Below are 18,757 nucleotides of genomic sequence, written 5' to 3'. Positions count from 1 at the left end.
ATGTGCAATTCGAGTATTCCCTCTACTGCTTCGCCACACACTAACGCCCCGTTTTTTTTATTCAAACTGTTCGTTGCCCGTTGGCTCAAACCTTTTCATGCCGTTCACTTTTAAACGGAAATCCGACAGGTCTTTCATCACCACCTGACGGGCACGGTTAATGCCGCCCAGCGGACGATGCTGCTGTAACCCATGCCATGGGTTAAACGAAATGTTTTCGCAGAACTGTTTCTGTGCCTCGGAGGTAAACGTCTGCGATGGGATGGTAATACGTGCTAATGGAATCAGAGGGGAGTCGTTTTCGCTCCAGCTGATTAATGCGTTCTCCACCGGGTTGTCCTGCGGATCTTTCTGCAACTGAATATAGAAGTCCAGGCAGCCAGTTCCAGTCTTTAACTGAGTAGCCAGGTTCTCGGCCAGATAGTCATCAGAATCGGTCATCTTCCCGCTGTTTGAGCCACAATTGCGTAACGCATAGCGCACCACCTGCGGGTAAACCGGCTGTCCGTTTTCTGCGGTTTCAGGCAGGCCAAGGGCGTAAGGCGTTACGCTGTTCCAGTTAACATCCAGCGGGTTGTTATATACCTTCGCTCCCTGCAGGATGTTCCATGCTCCACGTGGATGAGTCAGCAGGAATTTCAGACGACTGCCGTGGAAATTCTCAAAGAAGAAATCAAAAAACTGCTGTGGGTTGGCCGCGAAAAAGGCATCGTGACCCAGAAACAGAAAATCCTGAGTGTGTTGTTCGTCGCCGGGTAGTGGCAGGCGACTGCCATTCACCTGAGTGAGTTTCATCGCCAGACCGCGGAAATCTTTTTCATGGTCACTGGTGATTTCCTCTACCGAATTGGATAAACGTATCCATAGCGGGTATTCACTGCCCGGCTGGAAAATGCCCTGACGGTAAGCATCTGCAATATTGTCGTTTACCTTAAGCGTGCCACGAATGCAGCCGTTGTCTTTCGGGTGGGTGTCTCGCAGCTTTTCCGTATCGGCATACTGAACTTTGAGGTTATCAATAAGCAGGGTGGAGATATTGCTGACGATTTTCTCTTCGCCTTGCGGACGGAGTTCCTGTCCGAGCGGAACGTCCGGAGTTGGGGTGCAGGCCTGCAGCAGGGTGGTTGCCAGCAGGGCAGCCATCCAGCCACCGTATTCCCTGGTGGTTTTCATATACACATCCTTGTTGTATCTCTGCGTCGAGTGTACCGCGCGTATTTAACAGCGGCTATGGCTTATTGCGGCTGATGGGACTCTCGCAGCCCGGCAGTGGCGCGAGTAGTCGCTACCTGACCGGCACGTATAAATTCCAGATCAATATCATCGCCCGGGCGTAGCGCAGCAATCTGATTCATGGCGTGACGGGCATTGGCGGCTTCTTCGCCGTTAATGTGGGTGAGGATGTCACCAATCGCCAGCTTCGCTTTGTCGGCCGGGCCATCCGGGTAAATACCGGTAACGATCAGCCCGGTCAGGGCCTCCGTTAACCCCAGGGCTTCCAGTAATTGCGGTGTGGATTCCTGAACTTCAATACCGAGCCAGCCGCGAATGGTCGTGCCGTGGGTGGCAATGTCGGTCAGTGTGCGCGTGGCGACGGCCGCTGGAATCGCAAAACCGATGCCCTGGCTGCCGCCGGACTTGGAAAAGATTGCGGTGTTCAGGCCAACCAGTTCGCCGTGTGCATTAATCAGTGCGCCACCGGAGTTTCCCGGGTTGATGGCCGCATCGGTCTGAATGTAATCCTCGTACGTATTGATCCCCAGCTGGTTACGGCCGGTGGCGGATACAATACCCAGCGTCACGGTCTGGCCGACGCCGAACGGGTTGCCAATGGCCAGCACAACATCACCGATACGCAGCTGGCGGTTCTGTGCAACCTGAATGTACGGCAGTTCCTGCAGGTCGATTTTCAGTACGGCGAGATCGGCTTCCGGGTCGGTGCCAACGATGGTGGCATTCACATCGCGGCCATCATGCAGCGCAACCACAATCTGATCCGCGCCATTAATCACATGGTTGTTGGTGAGGATGTAACCGTCGGCGGACATGATCACGCCGGAACCGAGGCTCGACTGAATACGTTCACTCGGTTGTGGATTGGTACGGAAAAATCGTTGAAAAAACGGATCGTCAAACAGCGGGTGCGTTTTGCGGCGTACAATCTTGCGGGTAAAAATGTTCACCACCGCCGGTGCTGCACGGTCCACGGCATCGGCATAGCTTACCGGGCCCTGCGCGCTTGGCAGCAGGCTGGTGTCGGTAGCGGAGTAGGTGCCTGTCGTACTGGTCTCGTTGTGTGATGGCGACATGGCGCCCGGCAGCCATAGCAGCACGGCCAGAGCAACGCTGAGTCCGGTCAGTGCGGGAACGAGAACGATGTTAACAAGCGACTGCACGGATCGCATTTGCTGAACCTCCACCAAGTCCATAAACTAGTCGCAAAACGCAATGTTACCAGAACCTTACGAGGCCTATCATGCTTGATCGCCGTGAACTCCTGAAGCACCTTGACGCTTTATTGCAAACAAGCCGCTTTCGAGATTACTGCCCGAACGGGTTACAGGTGGCCGGGCGTGAGCATGTCAGCCGCATTGTCACGGGTGTGACCGCCAGTCAGGCGCTTATTGATCAGGCGATTGCTCTCGGGGCCGATACTGTTCTGGTTCATCATGGTTACTTCTGGAAAGGCGAAGACGAACGGGTTGTGGGCATCAAGAAGGAGCGCCTGAAAGCGCTGCTTACTAACGACATCAATCTGATTGCTTATCATCTGCCGCTGGACGCTCATCCGGTGTACGGTAATAACGCCCAACTGGCGGATATTCTTAATCTGCAAACGGATGGCCTGCTGAACGAAGCAGACCCGTATTCGGTCGGTAATATCGGACGCTTACCCAGACCAATGAGCGGTAAAGAGTTCTGTGCCTGGCTGGGCGAGTGTCTGCAGCGCGAGCCGCTGCACATTGGTGAAGAGAACGACACCATTGAGACCATTGCCTGGTGTACCGGCGGTGCGCAGGGCTACCTGCAACTGGCAGTGGATGCCGGCGTCGATGCATTCTTAACGGGTGAAATTAATGAGCCTGCCGTGCATCTGGCACGGGAAACCGGTACGCACTTCTTCAGCGCTGGCCACCACGCTACGGAGCGCTACGGCGTGAAGGCGCTGGGAGAGTATCTGGCGGAAGAGTTCAGCCTGGACGTTGAGTTTATCGACATCGATAACCCGGTCTGACGTCGACCTTGGCAAAGGTCCACAAGACACAGCACCGGCTGTGCCTTGTGGTGAAGTTGCTATCGCAGAGCTTCAAGATAGTGCAGATGTTTTTCGTACTGGTCGATAATATCGGCAATTAACTGCTCGGTGGTCCAGCCCATAACATCATATTGCTGGATATCATGATGCCGGAAATGGATGGCTATGAGGTTTGCCAGCGACTGAAGCAGGATGAGCGTACCTCATCTATTCCGGTTATTTTCCTGACGGCTAAATCTGAGACGGAAGATGAAGCCCAGGGGCTGGCGTTAGGTGCAGTCGATTACATTACCAAACCGGTAAAGCCTGCGATTCTGATGGCGCGGGTTAAAAACCATCTGATGCTTAAAGCGCACACCGATTTCCTCAATGATAAGAATGACTTTCTTGAGCAGGAGGTCCGGCGCCGAACGGCGGAAGTAACCATGGTGCAGGACGTCAGCATTATGGCTATGGCTTCACTGGCAGAAACCCGCGATTCGGATACCGGTAATCATATCCGTCGCACACAGTATTATGTGCGTGCCATCGCGCAGAAATTAAGAGCTCATCCTGATTACCAGCAACAGATTACCGATCAGTATCTGGACGCCCTGTTTAAGTCTGCGCCCCTGCACGACATTGGTAAGGTTGGTATCCCCGACAGAATTCTTCTGAAGCCCGGTAAATTAACGGACGAAGAATTTACAGAAATGCGCCGCCACACTAACTATGGTCGGGATGCCATTGTGCATGCAGAGGAGCAACTGGGGATCAGTGTCGACTTTCTCAATACGGCGAAAGAAATTGCCTATTCGCATCACGAAAAGTGGGATGGCTCTGGCTATCCGGAAGGCTTGAAGGGAACAGATATCCCTCTGGCTGCAAGATTAATGGCTATCGCTGATGTTTACGATGCGCTGATCAGTCGGCGCGTCTATAAGGAGCCTATGCCACATGAGAAGGCATTGGCGATTATTCTTGAGGGGCGGGGCACGCATTTCGATCCGCTGATTGTTGATTATTTTATGGCGATGTCGGACGAACTTCAGGATATTGCTGCGCGCTTCGTCGACAGTGACGCTGATCTTGAAAACAAGAAAAAACGACTGAGTAATTTTATCGGAGACAGCTCGGAGTGACACAACTACCGTCAGGCAGCAGATGCTGCCTGTCAGCGTTGAAAGATGATCAGTGCGCCTTGTAACGGCGGGTGTTGATCTCCAGCTCGGCCTGCTTGACGCGTTCATCACTTTGCAGTGTTTTCAGAACGGACAGTAATTCGGCATCTTCCTCAAAAGTCAGTAAAACAAAGCCATTACCAATGGCTGTTGTTTCGGCACCTGTCAGTTGAATACTGGTTTCACCAGCCTGCAACTCAACCAGAATACTGCCGCTGACACTGCCATACACGGCGGCATTTTCCTGCTTTACTGTCTGCCCACGATAGAGTTTCGGCTCTTCACTGACAGCACTCTGGCCAGACGGCAGCAGTGGCTGGAAACGCTTGCCCTGGCTGGTCAGCGTAACGCGACTGTCCGGTAGCTGATCGTGATAGCGATCGGCAATATCGTTTGTCACTTTCTGCGGGGTTTTGCTCATGGCAATAACTCTGACCTGAACGTCTGCCTGGGAAAAAGCAGCCACGGCCAGCAGAGACAGCAATGTGAAGTTTTTCAGAAGTTGCATGGTATTTACCTTAGTGTCCGTAAATTCTCAGGGATACGCTGCCAAGTGTGCCGCTGGCCGGGTTGCTGGTGGTAATCAGAACGGTTTGATCGGTGTTCGCGTCGTAGCCAAAGAAATTAAAATCGCCACTGTTGGTATCGCGCACGGTAATGGTCCAGTTGCCCTGAGAGCTTTCACCATAGAAGGCATTGGATAACAGAACGGTGTCAGCAAAATCTGCATCCTGATAGTCGTCCTGATCCAGCACCAGCAAACTACGCGGTGGCAAAACCAGAGAGCGGGTGCCGGCAGGTGAGGTTATTTCTACAGAAATATCCGCATCACGCGAATGGCTGGCGGAAAAACGTACCTGCACGCCTTCGACGCTGTAGTTATCGCTGATCGCGACCGTGCGGGTAACGCCATCCGCGCTTTCCGGAATGGTTACCGGTGAGACAGTGGTTGCGCTGACAAAACCGGTGCTCTGCAGGGGGCCGAGAGATTCATAGCCCGCATCGGTAGCCATGGTAACTGCAGCGGTCGCATCGACCATGCCGAAGCCGTACCAGTTGTGGAAATGATAGCCCGCGTTGTTGGTTATCCAGCCCGGTTCCGCATAGAAAGACTGGCCATTGTCGGAAAACGATACGGGCAGGAAACTTTTGTCGATCTTCACTGCGGTAGCGGCCAGGATATGGCGAACATCGCGCCAGTGCAGATCCGGGTTGGCGGCAATGATCAGTGCGGCAACGCCTGAGGCAACCGGGGCGGCGGACGATGTACCGTTAAAACTGGAGGTGTAGTTGCAGCTTTCATTTTCTTCGCTGCCACCATCGAATCCCGATTCAGAGGATTTGGCGTAGCCTGATGAGCAACCGCTCTGGTCGGTGGTAATCATGGCCGGTGAACTGGTGCCATATTCTCCGCCAGGTGCCGACACCCATACTGAGGCGCCGGTGCTGGAGTACGAGGAACGACTGCCATAGGCATTCAAGGCTGATATGACGGTGTAGTAGATACTGGATGATTCAGGCTCGGTACCGGCTATGTGACCGCTCCAGCGGTGAACATAATGGTAATTACCAATGGCATAAATATTCCGGCCATTAATGGTCATGCTGGTACCAACCTCTTCGAATGAGTTGCCAGCGGATTTCATCAGGACAATCCCTTTGCCGGAATTATTGCTGGCCTGTACCTGAGCGAGATGGCTTTCCGCAGCATTATTCCAGCTGTCGAAGAAGGTCATAGGACCGGAAACATCGAGACCGTAACTGAGGTTAATGACACGGGCATCGTCGGTTCGGGTTCCGCCCAGACTCTGCTGCCAGTGCAGAAAACTCTGCGACTGAAGCCAGTTAAGACCCATCAGTGATGCATCCGGAGCTACGCCGCGTCCACCCAGATCATTAAAGCCGGTGGCGGCGATAAGTCCGGCCACTGACGTGCCGTGATCGCCATCCCTTGACCAAGACGTCGGATCATTGTCTGAGTTGATGAAATCGTAGGAACGCCCGGACAGAACGTTAGCTTTCAGATCTTCGTGTGCGATTTCCAGGCCGCTGTCGATCACAGCTACCTTTACACCGGAGCCGGTCTGATCCTGCATGTGCAGAGAACCAATGTTGATATCCTTACCTGCGGTGCCGCCCGATGATGAGTAGGCATCCTGACCTGTGTTCTCCAGATGCTACTGCTGATAGGTCAGCGGGTCTGTCTGATGGATAAAGGACAAGCTTGCTGTGGTGTTGTTGTTACCGTCGGATAAACCAACCGTTACCACTACAGGGCTGTCAGGCAGGGTGCTGTTCTGATAGCTGTACATGCCATCATTGCTGATCGTTAACGTGGCGTTCTCCGGCACCGCCGATATCAGGCTGAAAGTGATGCTGTCTCCTTCGGCATCGCTGGCCTCCAGTTGACCACTGACAGCCTGTGTTTCTCGCACGGAGATACTGCGGGTTGTCAGTGACGGAGCATCGTTGACGGCTGTTATGGTAATGCTGATCTGTGCTGTGGCAGATAGTTCGCCGTCGCTGACCGTTACTGCGAACGCGTCATCGCCACTGAAGTTGGCTGCAGGGTAGTATTCGATAATGCCGTTGATTTTATCCAGCCAGAAGGTAGAACCGCTGGTCGCGGGTGTGGCCGTCGAGTAGGTGAGGGAATCGCCGTTTTTGTCGGTCGCCCCCAGGCTGATTTCCAGTGAGCCCGAGTCTTCAGTAATAGTGAAAGACTGATCCGCAATTACCGGTGCACTATTGCCTGCTGAACTACCGCCACCGCAACCGCTGATGATCAATGTCAGCAACGGCAATGCAACCCTGCTGCTTGTTAGGGTTCTCATACATTTCCCTGATAAATAGGCACCGGGAATTCTGCCCGAATATCCCGGTACATCAACCGTTTGCTGTAGCATTCTTGCGCTGTCGCACGTTATTTACTGTTTCTGTAAACGCGATACACCGGTTAATACCAACACCATCCCTGCCGCTGTCATCCAGCCAAAGGGTTCTCCCAGCAGCACGACAGCCATCAGTGTGGTCATCACCGGTCCGATGGTACCGCTGACGGCGGCTCTGGCCGGACCAATACGTTTAATGGCTTCACTGACCAGAAACGAGGGGACAACGGTTGCGAAAATCGCCAGTAGTACGGTGCCGGCCCAGCGCTGATTATCCATTGGCGGCAGCTCCACGCCGTGTAACACAGCATAGTGGATGCAGGTGGCTACGCCGGCGGCACCCATCGCTATGCTGGTAAACAGCAGGCTACCCATCTGGCCAATGGCCTTCTTGCTGAACAGGATGTACAGCGAGAACGACAGCGCGCTGGCCAGAATCAACAGAGTCCCCAGACGGGTATCCTGAGCATCGCCCAGTGACAGATCCTGGCCATAAACCAGCAACAGACCAGCATAGGTCAGTACCATGGCGGACACCTGTTGCCGACCCAGTCGCTGACCAAAGAACAGGGCGCCGAGCACGATAACCATCGTGGGATAGGCATATAACATCAGCCGCTCGAGCTGGGCACTGACATACTGCAGCCCCTGCAGATCCAGCAATGAGGCCAGGTAATAGCCCATCAGGCCGATACCCGCAGCGGCGGATATTTGCCTGATATCGGGTTTAACTGGCAGCCGCTGCCATGCGAAGTAGCCGACCACAATGTACACCGGCATGGCCATCAGCATGCGCAGCCACATCAGTGGCAGAGGACTCATGCCCAGTTCATACAGCCATTTAATGATGATGGGCTTGGTTGAGAACAGAAAGGCCGCGGCCAGCGCCAGTGTCAGTCCAAGGCGCAGATGCGTCGATGAGTCAGGTTGCAGAGTTCTCTGTGAGTCAGCCATAGGGGTGTTTCCTTACAGTGGAGTATATGGCTGTGATCAGTGAGCTTTGGCATTTCCGGCAGCGAATCTGATCGCAGCCGGTAAAAAAGGTGTCAGTGGTCAGACGGACACAGGTTCTTACAGGCCACAGGCACAGGGCACCATAGCCAGCGTTTCTGAGGGAAACGGGCAATAATTGCGCTGTTGAGCATGTGGCTGTTGTCGCCTGAGGTCAGTGTCATCGTCTGTCTGATTGCAGGTGTACGAAAAGACAACAGTCTGGCACAGAAAATTGCACCGGAAAAGACGCTTTTGAATTTACCCGGATGGCCTCTTCTGGTATTCTGCCCTCCCATCTTGAGCGAAGGTTCTACACCTTCCGAATTGAATTCAAATCTCGTTTCGCGGACCTTCTATGACACGTTTTATCTTTGTCACGGGCGGTGTTGTTTCTTCGTTGGGGAAAGGCATCGCATCAGCATCTCTGGCTGCCATCTTGGAGGCCCGGGGTCTTAAAGTGACCATGCTCAAGCTGGACCCATACATCAACGTTGACCCAGGCACCATGAGCCCGTTCCAGCACGGTGAAGTTTTTGTGACCAATGATGGCGCAGAAACCGACCTCGATCTGGGTCACTACGAACGCTTCATTCGTACCACCATGTCCCGTCGTAATAACTTCACGACCGGCCGTATTTACACCGATGTTCTGGCGAAAGAGCGTCGTGGTGATTACCTGGGTGGTACTGTGCAGGTAATTCCGCACATCACTGACGAAATCAAACGTCGTGTACTGGAAGGTGCTGAAGGCTCTGACGTGGCACTGGTGGAAATCGGTGGTACCGTTGGTGATATCGAATCCCAGCCATTCCTCGAAGCCGTTCGTCAGATGAAAGTAGAGCTGGGCTCCAAGCGTGCTCTGTCTCTGCACCTGACTCTGGTTCCTTATATCGCGACTGCTGGCGAGACCAAGACCAAGCCAACTCAGCACTCAGTAAAAGAGATGCGCACTATTGGTCTGCAGCCAGATGTACTGATCTGTCGTTCCGATCACAAGATCGATGCTTCTGCCCTGCGCAAGATTGCACTGTTCACCAACGTGGAAGAGCGTGCCGTTATTCCTCTGGAAGATGCCGACACCATTTACAAGATTCCACGCATGCTGCACGAAGCGGGCCTGGATGATCTGATCGTTGAGAAATTCGACCTGACCTGTTCTGAAGCGGATCTGGGCGAGTGGGACAACGTCGCTGACGCCAAGCTGAATCCTGAAAAAGAAGTCACCATTGCGATGGTCGGCAAGTACATGGATCTGCTGGATGCCTATAAGTCACTGATCGAAGCCATCGATCACGCCGGTATTCATCACAAAGCCAAAGTAAACATCCGCTACATCGACGCAGAAGACGTTGAGCGTAAAGGTGTTGAAGTTCTGGCGGGCGTTGATGCGATCCTGGTTCCGGGTGGTTTCGGTAACCGTGGTGTGGAAGGCAAGATCCGCACGGTTCAGCACGCTCGTGAAAACAAAATCCCATTCCTGGGCATCTGTCTGGGTATGCAAAGTGCCGTGATCGAATTCGCCCGTAACGTGGTGGGTTGGAGTGACGCGCACTCGACTGAATTCAGCAACGACACCAAACACCCGGTAGTGGGTCTGATTACCGAGTGGACTGATGCGTCCGGTAACACCGAGACTCGTGATGAGAACTCTGATCTGGGCGGCACTATGCGCCTGGGTGGTCAGGAGTGTCGTCTGACCGAAGGCTCGCTGACCTCTGCAGCCTATGGCAAAGACGTGATTGTTGAGCGTCACCGTCACCGTTATGAAGTGAACGCCACCATCATTGCTGATCTGGAAAAAGCCGGTCTGCGTATTGCTGGTCGTTCTATCGACGGCGATCTGGTGGAAGTTGTGGAAGTCGCTGATCACCCATGGTTTGTGGGCTGTCAGTTCCATCCGGAATTTACTTCGACGCCACGCGACGGTCACGGTCTGTTCTCCGCCTTTATTGCGGCTGCCTTCGACCACAAGAATTCTAACTGATTAACAATTAACAGCCTCTGTATATTGGAGACACACATGGCCAACATTATCGATATCAAAGCGCGTGAAGTGCTGGATTCCCGCGGTAACCCTACCGTTGAAGCTGACGTAACTCTGGAAGGTGGCTTCTTCGGTACTGCATGCGCGCCAAGCGGTGCATCGACTGGTACCCGCGAAGCACTGGAACTGCGTGATGGCGATAAGAGCCGTTACCTGGGTAAAGGCGTACTGAAAGCTGTTGCCAACATCAACGACATCATCAAGCCAGCACTGATTGGTATGGACGCTCTGGACCAGCGCGGCCTGGACAACAAAATGCTGGAGCTGGACGGTACTGAAAACAAGTCCAAGCTGGGCGCCAACGCGATTCTGGCTGTGTCTCTGGCTGCTGCCAAAGCGGCTGCGGCGGCAAAAGGTGTTGAGCTGTACGTTCACATCGCCGATATCAACGGCACTGCTGGTCAGTACTCTATGCCAGTACCAATGATGAACATCATCAACGGTGGTGAGCACGCGGATAACAACGTTGATATTCAGGAATTCATGGTACAGCCAGTTGGCGCGCCTACTTTCGCTGAAGCTCTGCGTTGCGGCGCTGAAATCTTCCACGCACTGAAAAAGGTTCTGTCTTCACAGGGTCTGAACACTGCAGTGGGTGACGAAGGTGGTTTCGCTCCTAACCTGGCATCCAACGCTGATGCGCTGGCTGCGATCAAAGAAGCGGTATCTTCTGCTGGCTACGAGCTGGGCAATAACGTGACTTTGGCTCTGGACTGCGCATCTTCTGAGTTCTACAAAGACGGCAAGTACGATCTGAAAGGCGAAGGCAAAGTTTTCACTTCCGAAGGTTTCTCTGACTACCTGGCAGAGCTGTGTGACCAGTACCCTATCGTCTCTATCGAAGACGGTCAGGATGAGTCTGACTGGGATGGCTGGAAATACCAGACTGAAAAACTGGGTGCCAAAGTTCAGCTGGTGGGTGACGACCTGTTCGTAACTAACACCAAGATCCTGAAAGAAGGCATCGAGAAAGGTATCGGTAACTCCATCCTGATCAAGTTCAACCAGATCGGTTCTCTGTCCGAAACTCTGGATGCGATCAAAATGGCGAAAGACGCAGGCTACACAGCTGTGATCTCTCACCGTTCCGGTGAAACTGAAGACGCAACCATCGCTGACCTGGCAGTAGGTACTGCAGCTGGCCAGATCAAGACTGGTTCCCTGTGTCGTTCAGACCGTGTATCCAAGTACAACCGTCTGCTGCGTATCGAAGAGCAACTGGGTGCTGCCGCACCTTACAAAGGTCGCTCCGAGATCAAAGGCCAGTAATTACCGGCCTTCTGCAAAAAACGGGCTTTAAGGCCCGTTTTTTGTTTGTGTTGGCACTGCCGTTAGCGACAGTCTGCCAAGGTTATGTAAGACTCAGCACAAACGACAATAAGGGCACCGCCCGGCTATGACTGACAAGCTGACATTCAATCTGAAAGCAGCATTACTGCTGTTGATTCCATTGCTGCTGTTACTGGTACTGCAATACCGTATCTGGTTTGACGACAGTGGCGTTGTCGCTTCGCGCGCGCTGGAGCATCGCATCAGCAAGCTGCATGAAGACAACGAAGTGCAGCAGGCTGAGAACGATGCCCTGATGGCTGAAGTGCAGGACCTGCGTCAGGGCAGTTCCTTACTGGAAGAGAAAGCCCGCGAAGATCTGGGCATGGTGCGTGAAGGCGAGAGTTTTATCCTGTTTATTGATCCCAAGTCCCCAGCGAAACCATGAGTAACGTCCGCTACTGGCCAGTTCTGCCAGCCGCTGGTGTCGGCAGCCGTATGAAGGCTGATCGTCCCAAGCAATACCTGTCCCTGCAGGGGCGCTATCTGATGGATCACACCCTCGAACGTATGCTCAGCTATCCGTTATTCGAGCGCGCGGTTGTGGTGCTATCTGACGAAGATCCTTACTGGTCAGCGAGCGAGTTTGCCGGTGACTCGCGGGTGATTCGCGCTCCCGGTGGTAGCGAACGCTGCTATTCGGTACTTAACGGACTGGCTGCGCTGGAAGGTGTGGCACAGGACGAAGACTGGGTGGTGGTGCACGACGTTGCCCGCCCGTGTTTACGTCACAGCGATCTGGATCAGCTGTTTCATGAGTTGCAGGATCCGGGCGCGATTCTGGCAGTACCGACGCGCGATACCATGAAACGCGGCCATCATAGTGGTGAGGGTAGTGTGATTGATCACACTGTTGACCGTACTCAGCTATGGCATGCCCTGACACCACAGGTATTTCGCTATGGTCAGCTGCAACAGGCACTGACACAGTGTCTGGATGATGGCTTCGAAGTCACTGATGAAGCATCCGCTATTGAGCACTGCGGGCAGTCGCCACTGCTGGTGGAAGGTCGTTCTGACAATATTAAAGTTACGCGCCCGGAAGATCTGGCGCTGGCTGAATTCTTTTTATCCCGGTCCTGAGGAATCCCTATGCGTATTGGTCATGGCTTCGATGTACACGCCTTTGAAGATGGCGACTTTATCACCCTCGGTGGTGTGCAGATTCCCCACAATCAGGGGCTGAAAGCCCACTCCGATGGTGACGTTGCATTGCACGCTCTGGCCGATGCGCTGCTCGGTGCGGCGGCACTGGGTGATATCGGCCAGCATTTCCCCGATACCGATGACGCCTACGCCGGTGCTGACAGCCGCGAGCTGTTGCGTCACGTGGTGACTCTTATTACCGATAAGGGTTACCGCGTGGGCAATGTGGATGTAACTATCATTGCCCAGGCGCCGAAAATGGCGCCGCATATCGCGACTATGCGCGAGTGCATTGCCGCAGACCTGCGCGTTCATCTGGATGACGTGAATGTAAAAGCGACGACCACCGAAAAACTCGGTTATGTCGGGCGTAAAGAAGGCATTGCTGTGCATGCCGTTGCACTATTAATGAAGGCGGAGAATCTGTGAGCCTGTTACCTGAGTGGCCGCTGGCCTATCCCGCAACCGGAGCCCATGGGGTTCTGAAGCAACACAACGAAGACTTCCGCGTGGATGAGCTGCCGCTGCAGATGCCATCCGGCGAAGGCGAGCATGTCTGGCTGCATATCGAAAAGAATGGTGCCAACACAGGTTGGGTCGCCAAACGACTGGCTGAGCTGGCAGGTGTGAAAGAAATGGACGTTGGCTACGCCGGTATGAAAGACCGTAACGCCATTACCCGCCAGTGGTTCAGCATTTACATGCCTAAGGGCACGACGCCGGATTTTGCCCAGCTTAATGACGAAGAAATGACGGTGCTGACTCAGACCCGTCACAGCAAAAAGCTGCGTCGAGGCGATCTGCTGGGCAACCGTTTCACCCTGACGCTGCGCAATGTTGCCGCTGAGCAGGCAAGCGTCGATGCCAACCTGCAGCAGATTCGTGAGCACGGTGTGCCCAACTATTTCGGCGAACAGCGCTTTGGTCACGGTGGCAATAACATTGAATCTGGCCGCGCCATGCTGGCAGGTGAGATCCGTGTGCGTAACAGCAATAAAAAGGGCATTTACCTGTCGGCGGTGCGCTCACTGATTTTTAACAACGTCATTGCCGCACGTATCCGGCAAGGTCTGTGGGGGAAGAGCATCGCCGGTGATTTGACCGACGATATGGGGCAGGTGACGGCGCCAATGTGGGGGCGTGGCCGCCTGGCAACCACCGACGACGCGCTGGCTCTGGAACAATCCGTCAGTGGCGAACATGCCGACCTGTGTGATGGCCTGGAACATGCTGGCCTGAAGCAGGAACGGCGTGCCGTAGCTGCCGTTCCTGACAACCTGCGCTGGGAATGGCAGCAAGGTGAATCAGGTACCGATTTAGTACTCACGTTTTCCCTGCCTGCCGGTTATTATGCGACGTCCGTTATCCGGGAAATAATGACCACCGAGGAACCCGAAAGGAAGTTTGTTCATGAAGCTGATGCTGTCGAATGATGATGGAGTTCATGCGCCGGGGCTTCGTACCTTGGCCCGCTCGCTGGAGCAGGCAGGTTATGACATCCATGTGGTAGCGCCCGACCGCGATCGCAGCGGTGCCAGTAACTCGCTGACACTGGATCGTCCACTGCACCCGGTGACGCTGGATAACGGCTTTATCAGTGTTAATGGCACGCCGACCGACTGTGTACACCTGGGTATCAACGCTTTCTACAAAGATACGTGCGAGCGAGTGGTCTCTGGTATCAATGCAGGCGCTAATCTGGGCGATGATGTTATCTATTCGGGCACCGTTGCTGCGGCGATGGAAGGACGTTTCCTGGCGAAAACACCCATTGCTGTAAGCCTGTGCGGTAAGCAACATTTTGAAACCGCAGCCCGCGTGGTGCTCGAACTGATGCCACAGCTGGAAACTCTGCAGTTACCTGCCAATTCGATTATTAATATCAACGTCCCCGACTGTCCTTATGAGCAGCTCAACGGCGTTGAGGTAACCCGCCTGGGTCATCGTCACAAATCGGATAATCCGGTTCTTACGACTAACCCGCGTGGCAAGGATTGCTACTGGATATCCGCTGCTGGCGATTTCGCCGATGCTGGTCCCGGTACCGATATCTATGCGATTGAACAGGGTAACGTTTCAGTGACCCCGGTGCAGATGGATATGACCCAGCATTCAACACTGGACCTGGTGCGCAGCACTTTGGCTTGAGGACCGGGACGTGATTGAACATCTGCGCAATGGCATTGGTATGACTTCCCAGCGGACGCGTAACCGTCTGGTGCAGCGCCTGCGGGAAAGTGGAATTCGCAATGATGACGTTCTCGATGTTATCGCTTCCACGCCACGCCATCTGTTTGTCGATGAGGCACTATCCCATCGCGCCTATGAAGACACTGCACTGCCGATTGGCAATGGGCAGACGATCAGCCAGCCGTATACCGTTGCGCGTATGACCGAAGTGCTGCTGGCGGCAGGCCCGCTTAAGCGCGTGCTGGAAATCGGTACCGGCTCTGGTTATCAGACGGCGGTACTGAGCCCGCTGGTGGACAAGTTGTTCAGCGTTGAACGCATCGAACCTCTGCATGTACGTGCGGTACAGCGTCTCGATTCTCTGGGTTATAGCAATGTGCGGCTGAAACTGTCTGATGGCACATGGGGCTGGCCGGAACATGGCCCTTATGATGGTATTCTCGCTGCCGCAGCGCCAGAAGATGTACCCGACTCTCTGCTCGAGCAACTGGCTGATGGTGGCCGTCTGGTGATGCCGGTCGGAACCGAAGAGCAGAAGCTCGTTCTTATTACCCGTCACGGCGATCATTTCAGCCGTAAAACACTCGAAAGCGTGCGCTTTGTTCCCTTTTTACCTGGGGTTCAGCGCTGATTTTTATTCTGTACCTGCTTAAGGACAAGTAAGCAATGAAACATATCTGGCTGTTCCTCAAAGGGCTGGCAATGGGGGCGGCAGATGTTGTCCCGGGGGTTTCCGGCGGAACCATCGCATTCATCACTGGTATTTACACCGAACTTCTCGATTCTATTAAGAGCATTAACCTTAATGCTCTGAAGATCCTCTTTCGTGACGGCGTTCCGGCCTTCTGGAAGGCCATTAACGGTACTTTCCTGCTGACGCTGCTGAGCGGCATCCTGATCGCATTAATTACCCTGGCGCGCGGCATTCACTACTTGCTGCTGAATCACCCGATCTGGGTATGGTCGTTCTTCTTCGGACTGATCGTGGCCTCGTGCTGGCATATAGGAAAGGAAATTCCACGCTGGCGCTGGCAGGAACTGGCCGCTCTGGCTGCCGGTGCGATTATCGCTGCCTGGATCAGTGTGGCGTCTCCCACTCAGATTGAGGCGACGCCAATGATTGTCTTCCTGGCCGGCAGCGTTGCCATCTGTGCCATGATTCTGCCTGGTATTTCCGGTAGCTTTATTCTGCTGTTGATGGGGCTGTATGAACCCATTCTGGGGGCCGTTAAAGCTCTGGACCTAGGCATTATGGGCTTATTTGCCGTTGGTGCCGGACTGGGGTTAATGCTGTTCTCGCGTCTGCTGAGCTGGTTACTGCATCATTATCAGAGCGTGATGTTCGCCTTACTGACCGGTTTTATGGCGGGATCTCTGGTGAAAGTGTGGCCCTGGAAAGAGACGTTGCTGACCCGGATAAACAGCAAAGGTGTGGAAGTGCCGTTTATTCAGAGCAATATTCTGCCGGATTCTGCCACTACTGCGGTACTGGCATTGCTGCTGGCTGGCGCAGGTCTGGGTCTGGTTTTGCTGCTGGAAAAGGTCGCAAAAGACGATTAATCGTCAGAATCAAAAGAGAACGAGTGTTAACTAAAAATACGGATATGCAAGTTTTTCAAGCAGGTACTTTGTGACTCACTATGCATTTCTGGTAAACAAGCAGGCATTCAGAAAATAATTCCCTTTTTTTTAGAGTTTTTTGGAATATAAGTTTTCCTTGTAAGCTCGAAAGGTTAAAAAGAAACGGGTTAGTGGAAAAACTCAAAAAGCTGTCATTTTTGAGTGTCAAAAAACAACCACCGGCGGACGATGATGAAAGTACTGGGCACTGTCACTTTAGTCACGATAGCTACACTGTTAACTGGGTGTATCAGCGGTCGAGAATTTGTCTCAGTTGAAGAGAAGTTCAGTAAAGGGCAAACCGTGACGGGTTTCCATCTCGTTGAACGAGGGGATACCCTGTTTTCCATCGCCTGGCGTTATGGAATCGACTTTCGGGAGTTGGCGAACGCTAACTCAATCGCCAGCCCTTATGTTATCTATCCCGGTCAAAAAATTGACATCCGAAATATCCCTAAATCCCAGCCCTCCACTAAGGTAGCAGCTGTCGAAAAACCGTCAAAACCCTCGCCAAAAAAACAAAGCGTTTCCCGTCCTGAACCGAAAATCAGTCAAATCCCGCCAGAAAAGCCCGCCGATCCTGCCGAAACTGACTGGAAATGGCCGTCAAACGGTCGTTTGATTGGTTATTTTTCAACCAAAAAGCCCGTAAACAAGGGGATTGATATCGACGGGTCTTTGGGAGAATCTGTTTTGGCAGCAGCGGCAGGAACCGTGGTTTACGCGGGTCAGGGACTGCGAGGTTACGGGAATTTAGTCATCGTCAAACACAACGAGACATTTCTCAGCGCCTACGCCCACACCAGCCGCATTCTGGTCAGCGAACAAGAAGTCGTTAAAGCGGGCCAGAAAATTGCCGAAATAGGATCTACTGGTACCGACAAAGTGAAACTTCACTTTGAGATCCGACGAAACGGCAAGCCGGTTGATCCACTCAGATACCTGCCTGAAAGGCCTGGTGGCTAGAGTGGTCATAAATTAACCAGTCGTTCTGGCACAAAACCTGTTTCGGTTCAGGTTCAGGATGACCACCAAAGGCGGGAATGAACATGGCAGTACAACAACGAGAAATACGTGAAGAAGACGTTTTTGACGATGTAGAAGCACTGGCGCTGGTAGACGAAGAGGAATCTGAGTCTGAAGCTTCAGAAGAGGTTGAGCGCTTTGCCGCTGATACATCGCACCGAGCAATGGATGCCACTCAGTTGTATCTGAATGAGATCGGATTCTCTCCACTGCTGTCTGCGGAAGAAGAAGTGCACTATGCACGTCTGGCCCGCAAAGGTGACGAAATGGGTCGCCGTCGCATGATCGAAAGTAACCTGCGACTGGTGGTCAAAATTTCCCGCCGCTATGTTAACCGCGGTTTATCACTGCTGGATCTGATCGAAGAGGGTAACCTCGGTCTGATTCGTGCGGTTGAAAAGTTTGATCCGGAGCGTGGCTTCCGTTTCTCAACCTACGCGACCTGGTGGATTCGTCAGACCATCGAACGTGCCATCATGAACCAGACCCGTACTATTCGTCTGCCGATTCATGTGGTTAAAGAATTGAATGTCTACCTGCGTGCAGCCCGTGAGCTGACCCAGAAGCTCGACCACGAGCCTACAGCGGAAGAAATCGCTGAGCTGCTGGAGAAGCCGGTAGAAGATGTTAAACGCATGCTCAAGCTGAATGAGCGTGTAACCTCCATTGATACCCCTCTGGGGCCTTCATCTGACAAGTCGATCCTCGACACCATCGCTGATGAGCGTGTCACGGATCCGGGTGAAGAGCTGCAGAATCAGGACATCCAGTCCAATCTGGATCGCTGGATTGAAGAACTGCCTGAAAAGCAACGTGAAGTTCTGTCCCGTCGTTTCGGTCTGCGTGGTTATGAAACCAGCACGCTGGAAGATGTGGGTCGCGAAATCGGTCTGACACGTGAACGTGTTCGTCAGATCCAGGTAGAAGCGCTGAAACGTCTGCGTGAAATTATGGAAAAACAGGGTCTGAATGCTGCAACTCTGTTCGGTGAAGTGTAATACCCGCTGTACTTCCCATTCCCATAAAAAAAGGTTCATCGCACTTTACCGGGAAACGCCGCTTTGATTTTCAAAAAGAAGTAGTCGTTGTCCCGGTACCCATA

Annotated in this window: 19 protein-coding genes; 13 read left to right on the top strand and 6 right to left on the bottom strand. The window is 53.4% G+C overall.

Annotated features, from left to right (window positions below):
• Nucleotides 1-57 precede the first annotated feature (57 nt).
• On the bottom strand, nt 58-1,173 hold the full coding sequence (locus I9W95_RS07315) for a catalase family protein (RefSeq protein WP_225673393.1): 1,116 nt from the start codon (nt 1,171-1,173) through the stop codon (nt 58-60).
• Nucleotides 1,174-1,235: 62 nt separating this feature from the next.
• Complete coding sequence (locus I9W95_RS07310) at nt 1,236-2,405, bottom strand: trypsin-like peptidase domain-containing protein (protein ID WP_318653598.1); 1,170 nt, start codon at nt 2,403-2,405, stop codon at nt 1,236-1,238.
• Between the two features lie 71 nt (nt 2,406-2,476).
• Here I9W95_RS07310 and I9W95_RS07305 point away from each other — a divergent pair, with 71 nt between their 5' ends.
• Nucleotides 2,477-3,235 (top strand): Nif3-like dinuclear metal center hexameric protein, encoded by a 759-nt coding sequence (locus I9W95_RS07305; protein WP_225673391.1) that lies wholly within the window; start codon nt 2,477-2,479, stop codon nt 3,233-3,235.
• Nucleotides 3,236-3,399: 164 nt separating this feature from the next.
• Entirely contained in the window at nt 3,400-4,377 is a 978-nt protein-coding gene (locus tag I9W95_RS07300; protein ID WP_263866131.1) for an HD domain-containing phosphohydrolase, read from the top strand.
• A gap of 49 nt (nt 4,378-4,426) precedes the next feature.
• Here the strand turns inward: I9W95_RS07300 and I9W95_RS07295 are convergent, their stop codons facing one another.
• The 4 genes from I9W95_RS07295 to I9W95_RS07280 all read right to left on the bottom strand — a co-directional run bounded on the left by I9W95_RS07295 (nt 4,427) and on the right by I9W95_RS07280 (nt 8,261).
• Nucleotides 4,427-4,924, bottom strand: coding sequence for a hypothetical protein (locus I9W95_RS07295; RefSeq protein WP_225673387.1), 498 nt, complete (start codon nt 4,922-4,924; stop codon nt 4,427-4,429).
• A gap of 10 nt (nt 4,925-4,934) precedes the next feature.
• Nucleotides 4,935-6,512, bottom strand: a complete 1,578-nt coding sequence (locus I9W95_RS07290; protein ID WP_225673385.1) for a S8 family serine peptidase — start codon at nt 6,510-6,512, stop codon at nt 4,935-4,937.
• A gap of 81 nt (nt 6,513-6,593) precedes the next feature.
• The gene (locus I9W95_RS07285) at nt 6,594-7,250 is read right to left on the bottom strand and encodes an Ig-like domain-containing protein (protein ID WP_225673383.1); all 657 of its coding nucleotides are present in this window, start codon (nt 7,248-7,250) and stop codon (nt 6,594-6,596) included.
• 93 nt (nt 7,251-7,343) lie between these two features.
• A complete protein-coding gene (locus tag I9W95_RS07280; protein ID WP_225673381.1) occupies nt 7,344-8,261 on the bottom strand; it encodes a DMT family transporter in 918 nt (305 codons plus the stop codon).
• A 394-nt stretch (nt 8,262-8,655) separates the two neighbouring features.
• Between I9W95_RS07280 and I9W95_RS07275 the strand changes: the two genes are divergently transcribed.
• The 11 genes from I9W95_RS07275 (at nt 8,656) to rpoS (ending at nt 18,653) form a co-directional block, all read left to right on the top strand.
• Nucleotides 8,656-10,284: a CTP synthase gene (locus I9W95_RS07275; protein WP_225673379.1), complete on the top strand. Its 1,629-nt coding sequence runs from the start codon at nt 8,656-8,658 to the stop codon at nt 10,282-10,284.
• A 36-nt stretch (nt 10,285-10,320) separates the two neighbouring features.
• Nucleotides 10,321-11,613, top strand: a complete 1,293-nt coding sequence (gene eno / locus I9W95_RS07270) for a phosphopyruvate hydratase (protein ID WP_225673377.1) — start codon at nt 10,321-10,323, stop codon at nt 11,611-11,613.
• A gap of 127 nt (nt 11,614-11,740) precedes the next feature.
• Complete coding sequence (locus tag I9W95_RS07265; protein ID WP_225673375.1) at nt 11,741-12,061, top strand: FtsB family cell division protein; 321 nt, start codon at nt 11,741-11,743, stop codon at nt 12,059-12,061.
• The gene (gene ispD, locus I9W95_RS07260) at nt 12,058-12,756 is read left to right on the top strand and encodes a 2-C-methyl-D-erythritol 4-phosphate cytidylyltransferase (RefSeq protein WP_225673373.1); all 699 of its coding nucleotides are present in this window, start codon (nt 12,058-12,060) and stop codon (nt 12,754-12,756) included. The genes I9W95_RS07265 and ispD overlap by 4 nt, the downstream gene beginning before the upstream one ends.
• A gap of 9 nt (nt 12,757-12,765) precedes the next feature.
• Nucleotides 12,766-13,248, top strand: coding sequence for a 2-C-methyl-D-erythritol 2,4-cyclodiphosphate synthase (ispF, locus tag I9W95_RS07255; RefSeq protein WP_225673371.1), 483 nt, complete (start codon nt 12,766-12,768; stop codon nt 13,246-13,248).
• Entirely contained in the window at nt 13,245-14,252 is a 1,008-nt protein-coding gene (gene truD, locus I9W95_RS07250; protein ID WP_225673369.1) for a tRNA pseudouridine(13) synthase TruD, read from the top strand. The genes ispF and truD overlap by 4 nt, the downstream gene beginning before the upstream one ends.
• Nucleotides 14,230-14,967 carry a 5'/3'-nucleotidase SurE gene (surE, locus tag I9W95_RS07245; RefSeq protein ID WP_225673367.1) on the top strand — a complete coding sequence of 246 codons (738 nt, stop codon included), beginning with the start codon at nt 14,230-14,232 and terminating at the stop codon, nt 14,965-14,967. Before truD ends, surE begins: the two co-directional genes overlap by 23 nt.
• Nucleotides 14,968-15,007: 40 nt before the next feature.
• A complete protein-coding gene (locus tag I9W95_RS07240; RefSeq protein WP_263866132.1) occupies nt 15,008-15,640 on the top strand; it encodes a protein-L-isoaspartate(D-aspartate) O-methyltransferase in 633 nt (210 codons plus the stop codon).
• Nucleotides 15,641-15,675: 35 nt separating this feature from the next.
• Nucleotides 15,676-16,569, top strand: coding sequence for a DUF368 domain-containing protein (locus I9W95_RS07235; protein WP_225673365.1), 894 nt, complete (start codon nt 15,676-15,678; stop codon nt 16,567-16,569).
• 249 nt (nt 16,570-16,818) lie between these two features.
• Complete coding sequence (locus tag I9W95_RS07230) at nt 16,819-17,595, top strand: peptidoglycan DD-metalloendopeptidase family protein (RefSeq protein ID WP_225673362.1); 777 nt, start codon at nt 16,819-16,821, stop codon at nt 17,593-17,595.
• Between the two features lie 83 nt (nt 17,596-17,678).
• Nucleotides 17,679-18,653, top strand: a complete 975-nt coding sequence (gene rpoS / locus I9W95_RS07225; protein ID WP_263866130.1) for an RNA polymerase sigma factor RpoS — start codon at nt 17,679-17,681, stop codon at nt 18,651-18,653.
• The last annotated feature ends 104 nt before the right edge of the window (nt 18,654-18,757 follow it).

This window comes from Thalassolituus marinus (assembly GCF_020320395.1).
Lineage (GTDB): Bacteria > Pseudomonadota > Gammaproteobacteria > Pseudomonadales > Oceanobacteraceae > Venatoribacter > Venatoribacter marinus.
The sequence above is the reverse complement of the archived record's forward strand: the minus strand, read 5'-3'. Positions and strand labels throughout refer to the sequence as shown.

Excerpts from the sequence above, each read along its gene's own strand:
- I9W95_RS07290 (WP_225673385.1), bottom strand. The coding sequence starts at position 6,512 with ATGCAGGATCAGACCGGCTCCGGTGTAAAGGTAGCTGTGATCGACAGC.
- I9W95_RS07285 (WP_225673383.1), bottom strand. The coding sequence starts at position 7,250 with ATGAGAACCCTAACAAGCAGCAGGGTTGCATTGCCGTTGCTGACATTG.
- I9W95_RS07305 (WP_225673391.1), top strand. The coding sequence starts at position 2,477 with ATGCTTGATCGCCGTGAACTCCTGAAGCACCTTGACGCTTTATTGCAA.
- ispD (WP_225673373.1), top strand. The coding sequence starts at position 12,058 with ATGAGTAACGTCCGCTACTGGCCAGTTCTGCCAGCCGCTGGTGTCGGC.
- I9W95_RS07310 (WP_318653598.1), bottom strand. The coding sequence starts at position 2,405 with ATGCGATCCGTGCAGTCGCTTGTTAACATCGTTCTCGTTCCCGCACTG.
- I9W95_RS07235 (WP_225673365.1), top strand. The coding sequence starts at position 15,676 with ATGAAACATATCTGGCTGTTCCTCAAAGGGCTGGCAATGGGGGCGGCA.
- surE (WP_225673367.1), top strand. The coding sequence starts at position 14,230 with ATGAAGCTGATGCTGTCGAATGATGATGGAGTTCATGCGCCGGGGCTT.
- I9W95_RS07295 (WP_225673387.1), bottom strand. The coding sequence starts at position 4,924 with ATGCAACTTCTGAAAAACTTCACATTGCTGTCTCTGCTGGCCGTGGCT.
- I9W95_RS07265 (WP_225673375.1), top strand. The coding sequence starts at position 11,741 with ATGACTGACAAGCTGACATTCAATCTGAAAGCAGCATTACTGCTGTTG.
- I9W95_RS07300 (WP_263866131.1), top strand. The coding sequence starts at position 3,400 with ATGATGCCGGAAATGGATGGCTATGAGGTTTGCCAGCGACTGAAGCAG.
- I9W95_RS07315 (WP_225673393.1), bottom strand. The coding sequence starts at position 1,173 with ATGAAAACCACCAGGGAATACGGTGGCTGGATGGCTGCCCTGCTGGCA.
- I9W95_RS07240 (WP_263866132.1), top strand. The coding sequence starts at position 15,008 with ATGACTTCCCAGCGGACGCGTAACCGTCTGGTGCAGCGCCTGCGGGAA.
- I9W95_RS07280 (WP_225673381.1), bottom strand. The coding sequence starts at position 8,261 with ATGGCTGACTCACAGAGAACTCTGCAACCTGACTCATCGACGCATCTG.
- ispF (WP_225673371.1), top strand. The coding sequence starts at position 12,766 with ATGCGTATTGGTCATGGCTTCGATGTACACGCCTTTGAAGATGGCGAC.
- eno (WP_225673377.1), top strand. The coding sequence starts at position 10,321 with ATGGCCAACATTATCGATATCAAAGCGCGTGAAGTGCTGGATTCCCGC.
- I9W95_RS07275 (WP_225673379.1), top strand. The coding sequence starts at position 8,656 with ATGACACGTTTTATCTTTGTCACGGGCGGTGTTGTTTCTTCGTTGGGG.
- rpoS (WP_263866130.1), top strand. The coding sequence starts at position 17,679 with ATGGCAGTACAACAACGAGAAATACGTGAAGAAGACGTTTTTGACGAT.
- I9W95_RS07230 (WP_225673362.1), top strand. The coding sequence starts at position 16,819 with ATGATGAAAGTACTGGGCACTGTCACTTTAGTCACGATAGCTACACTG.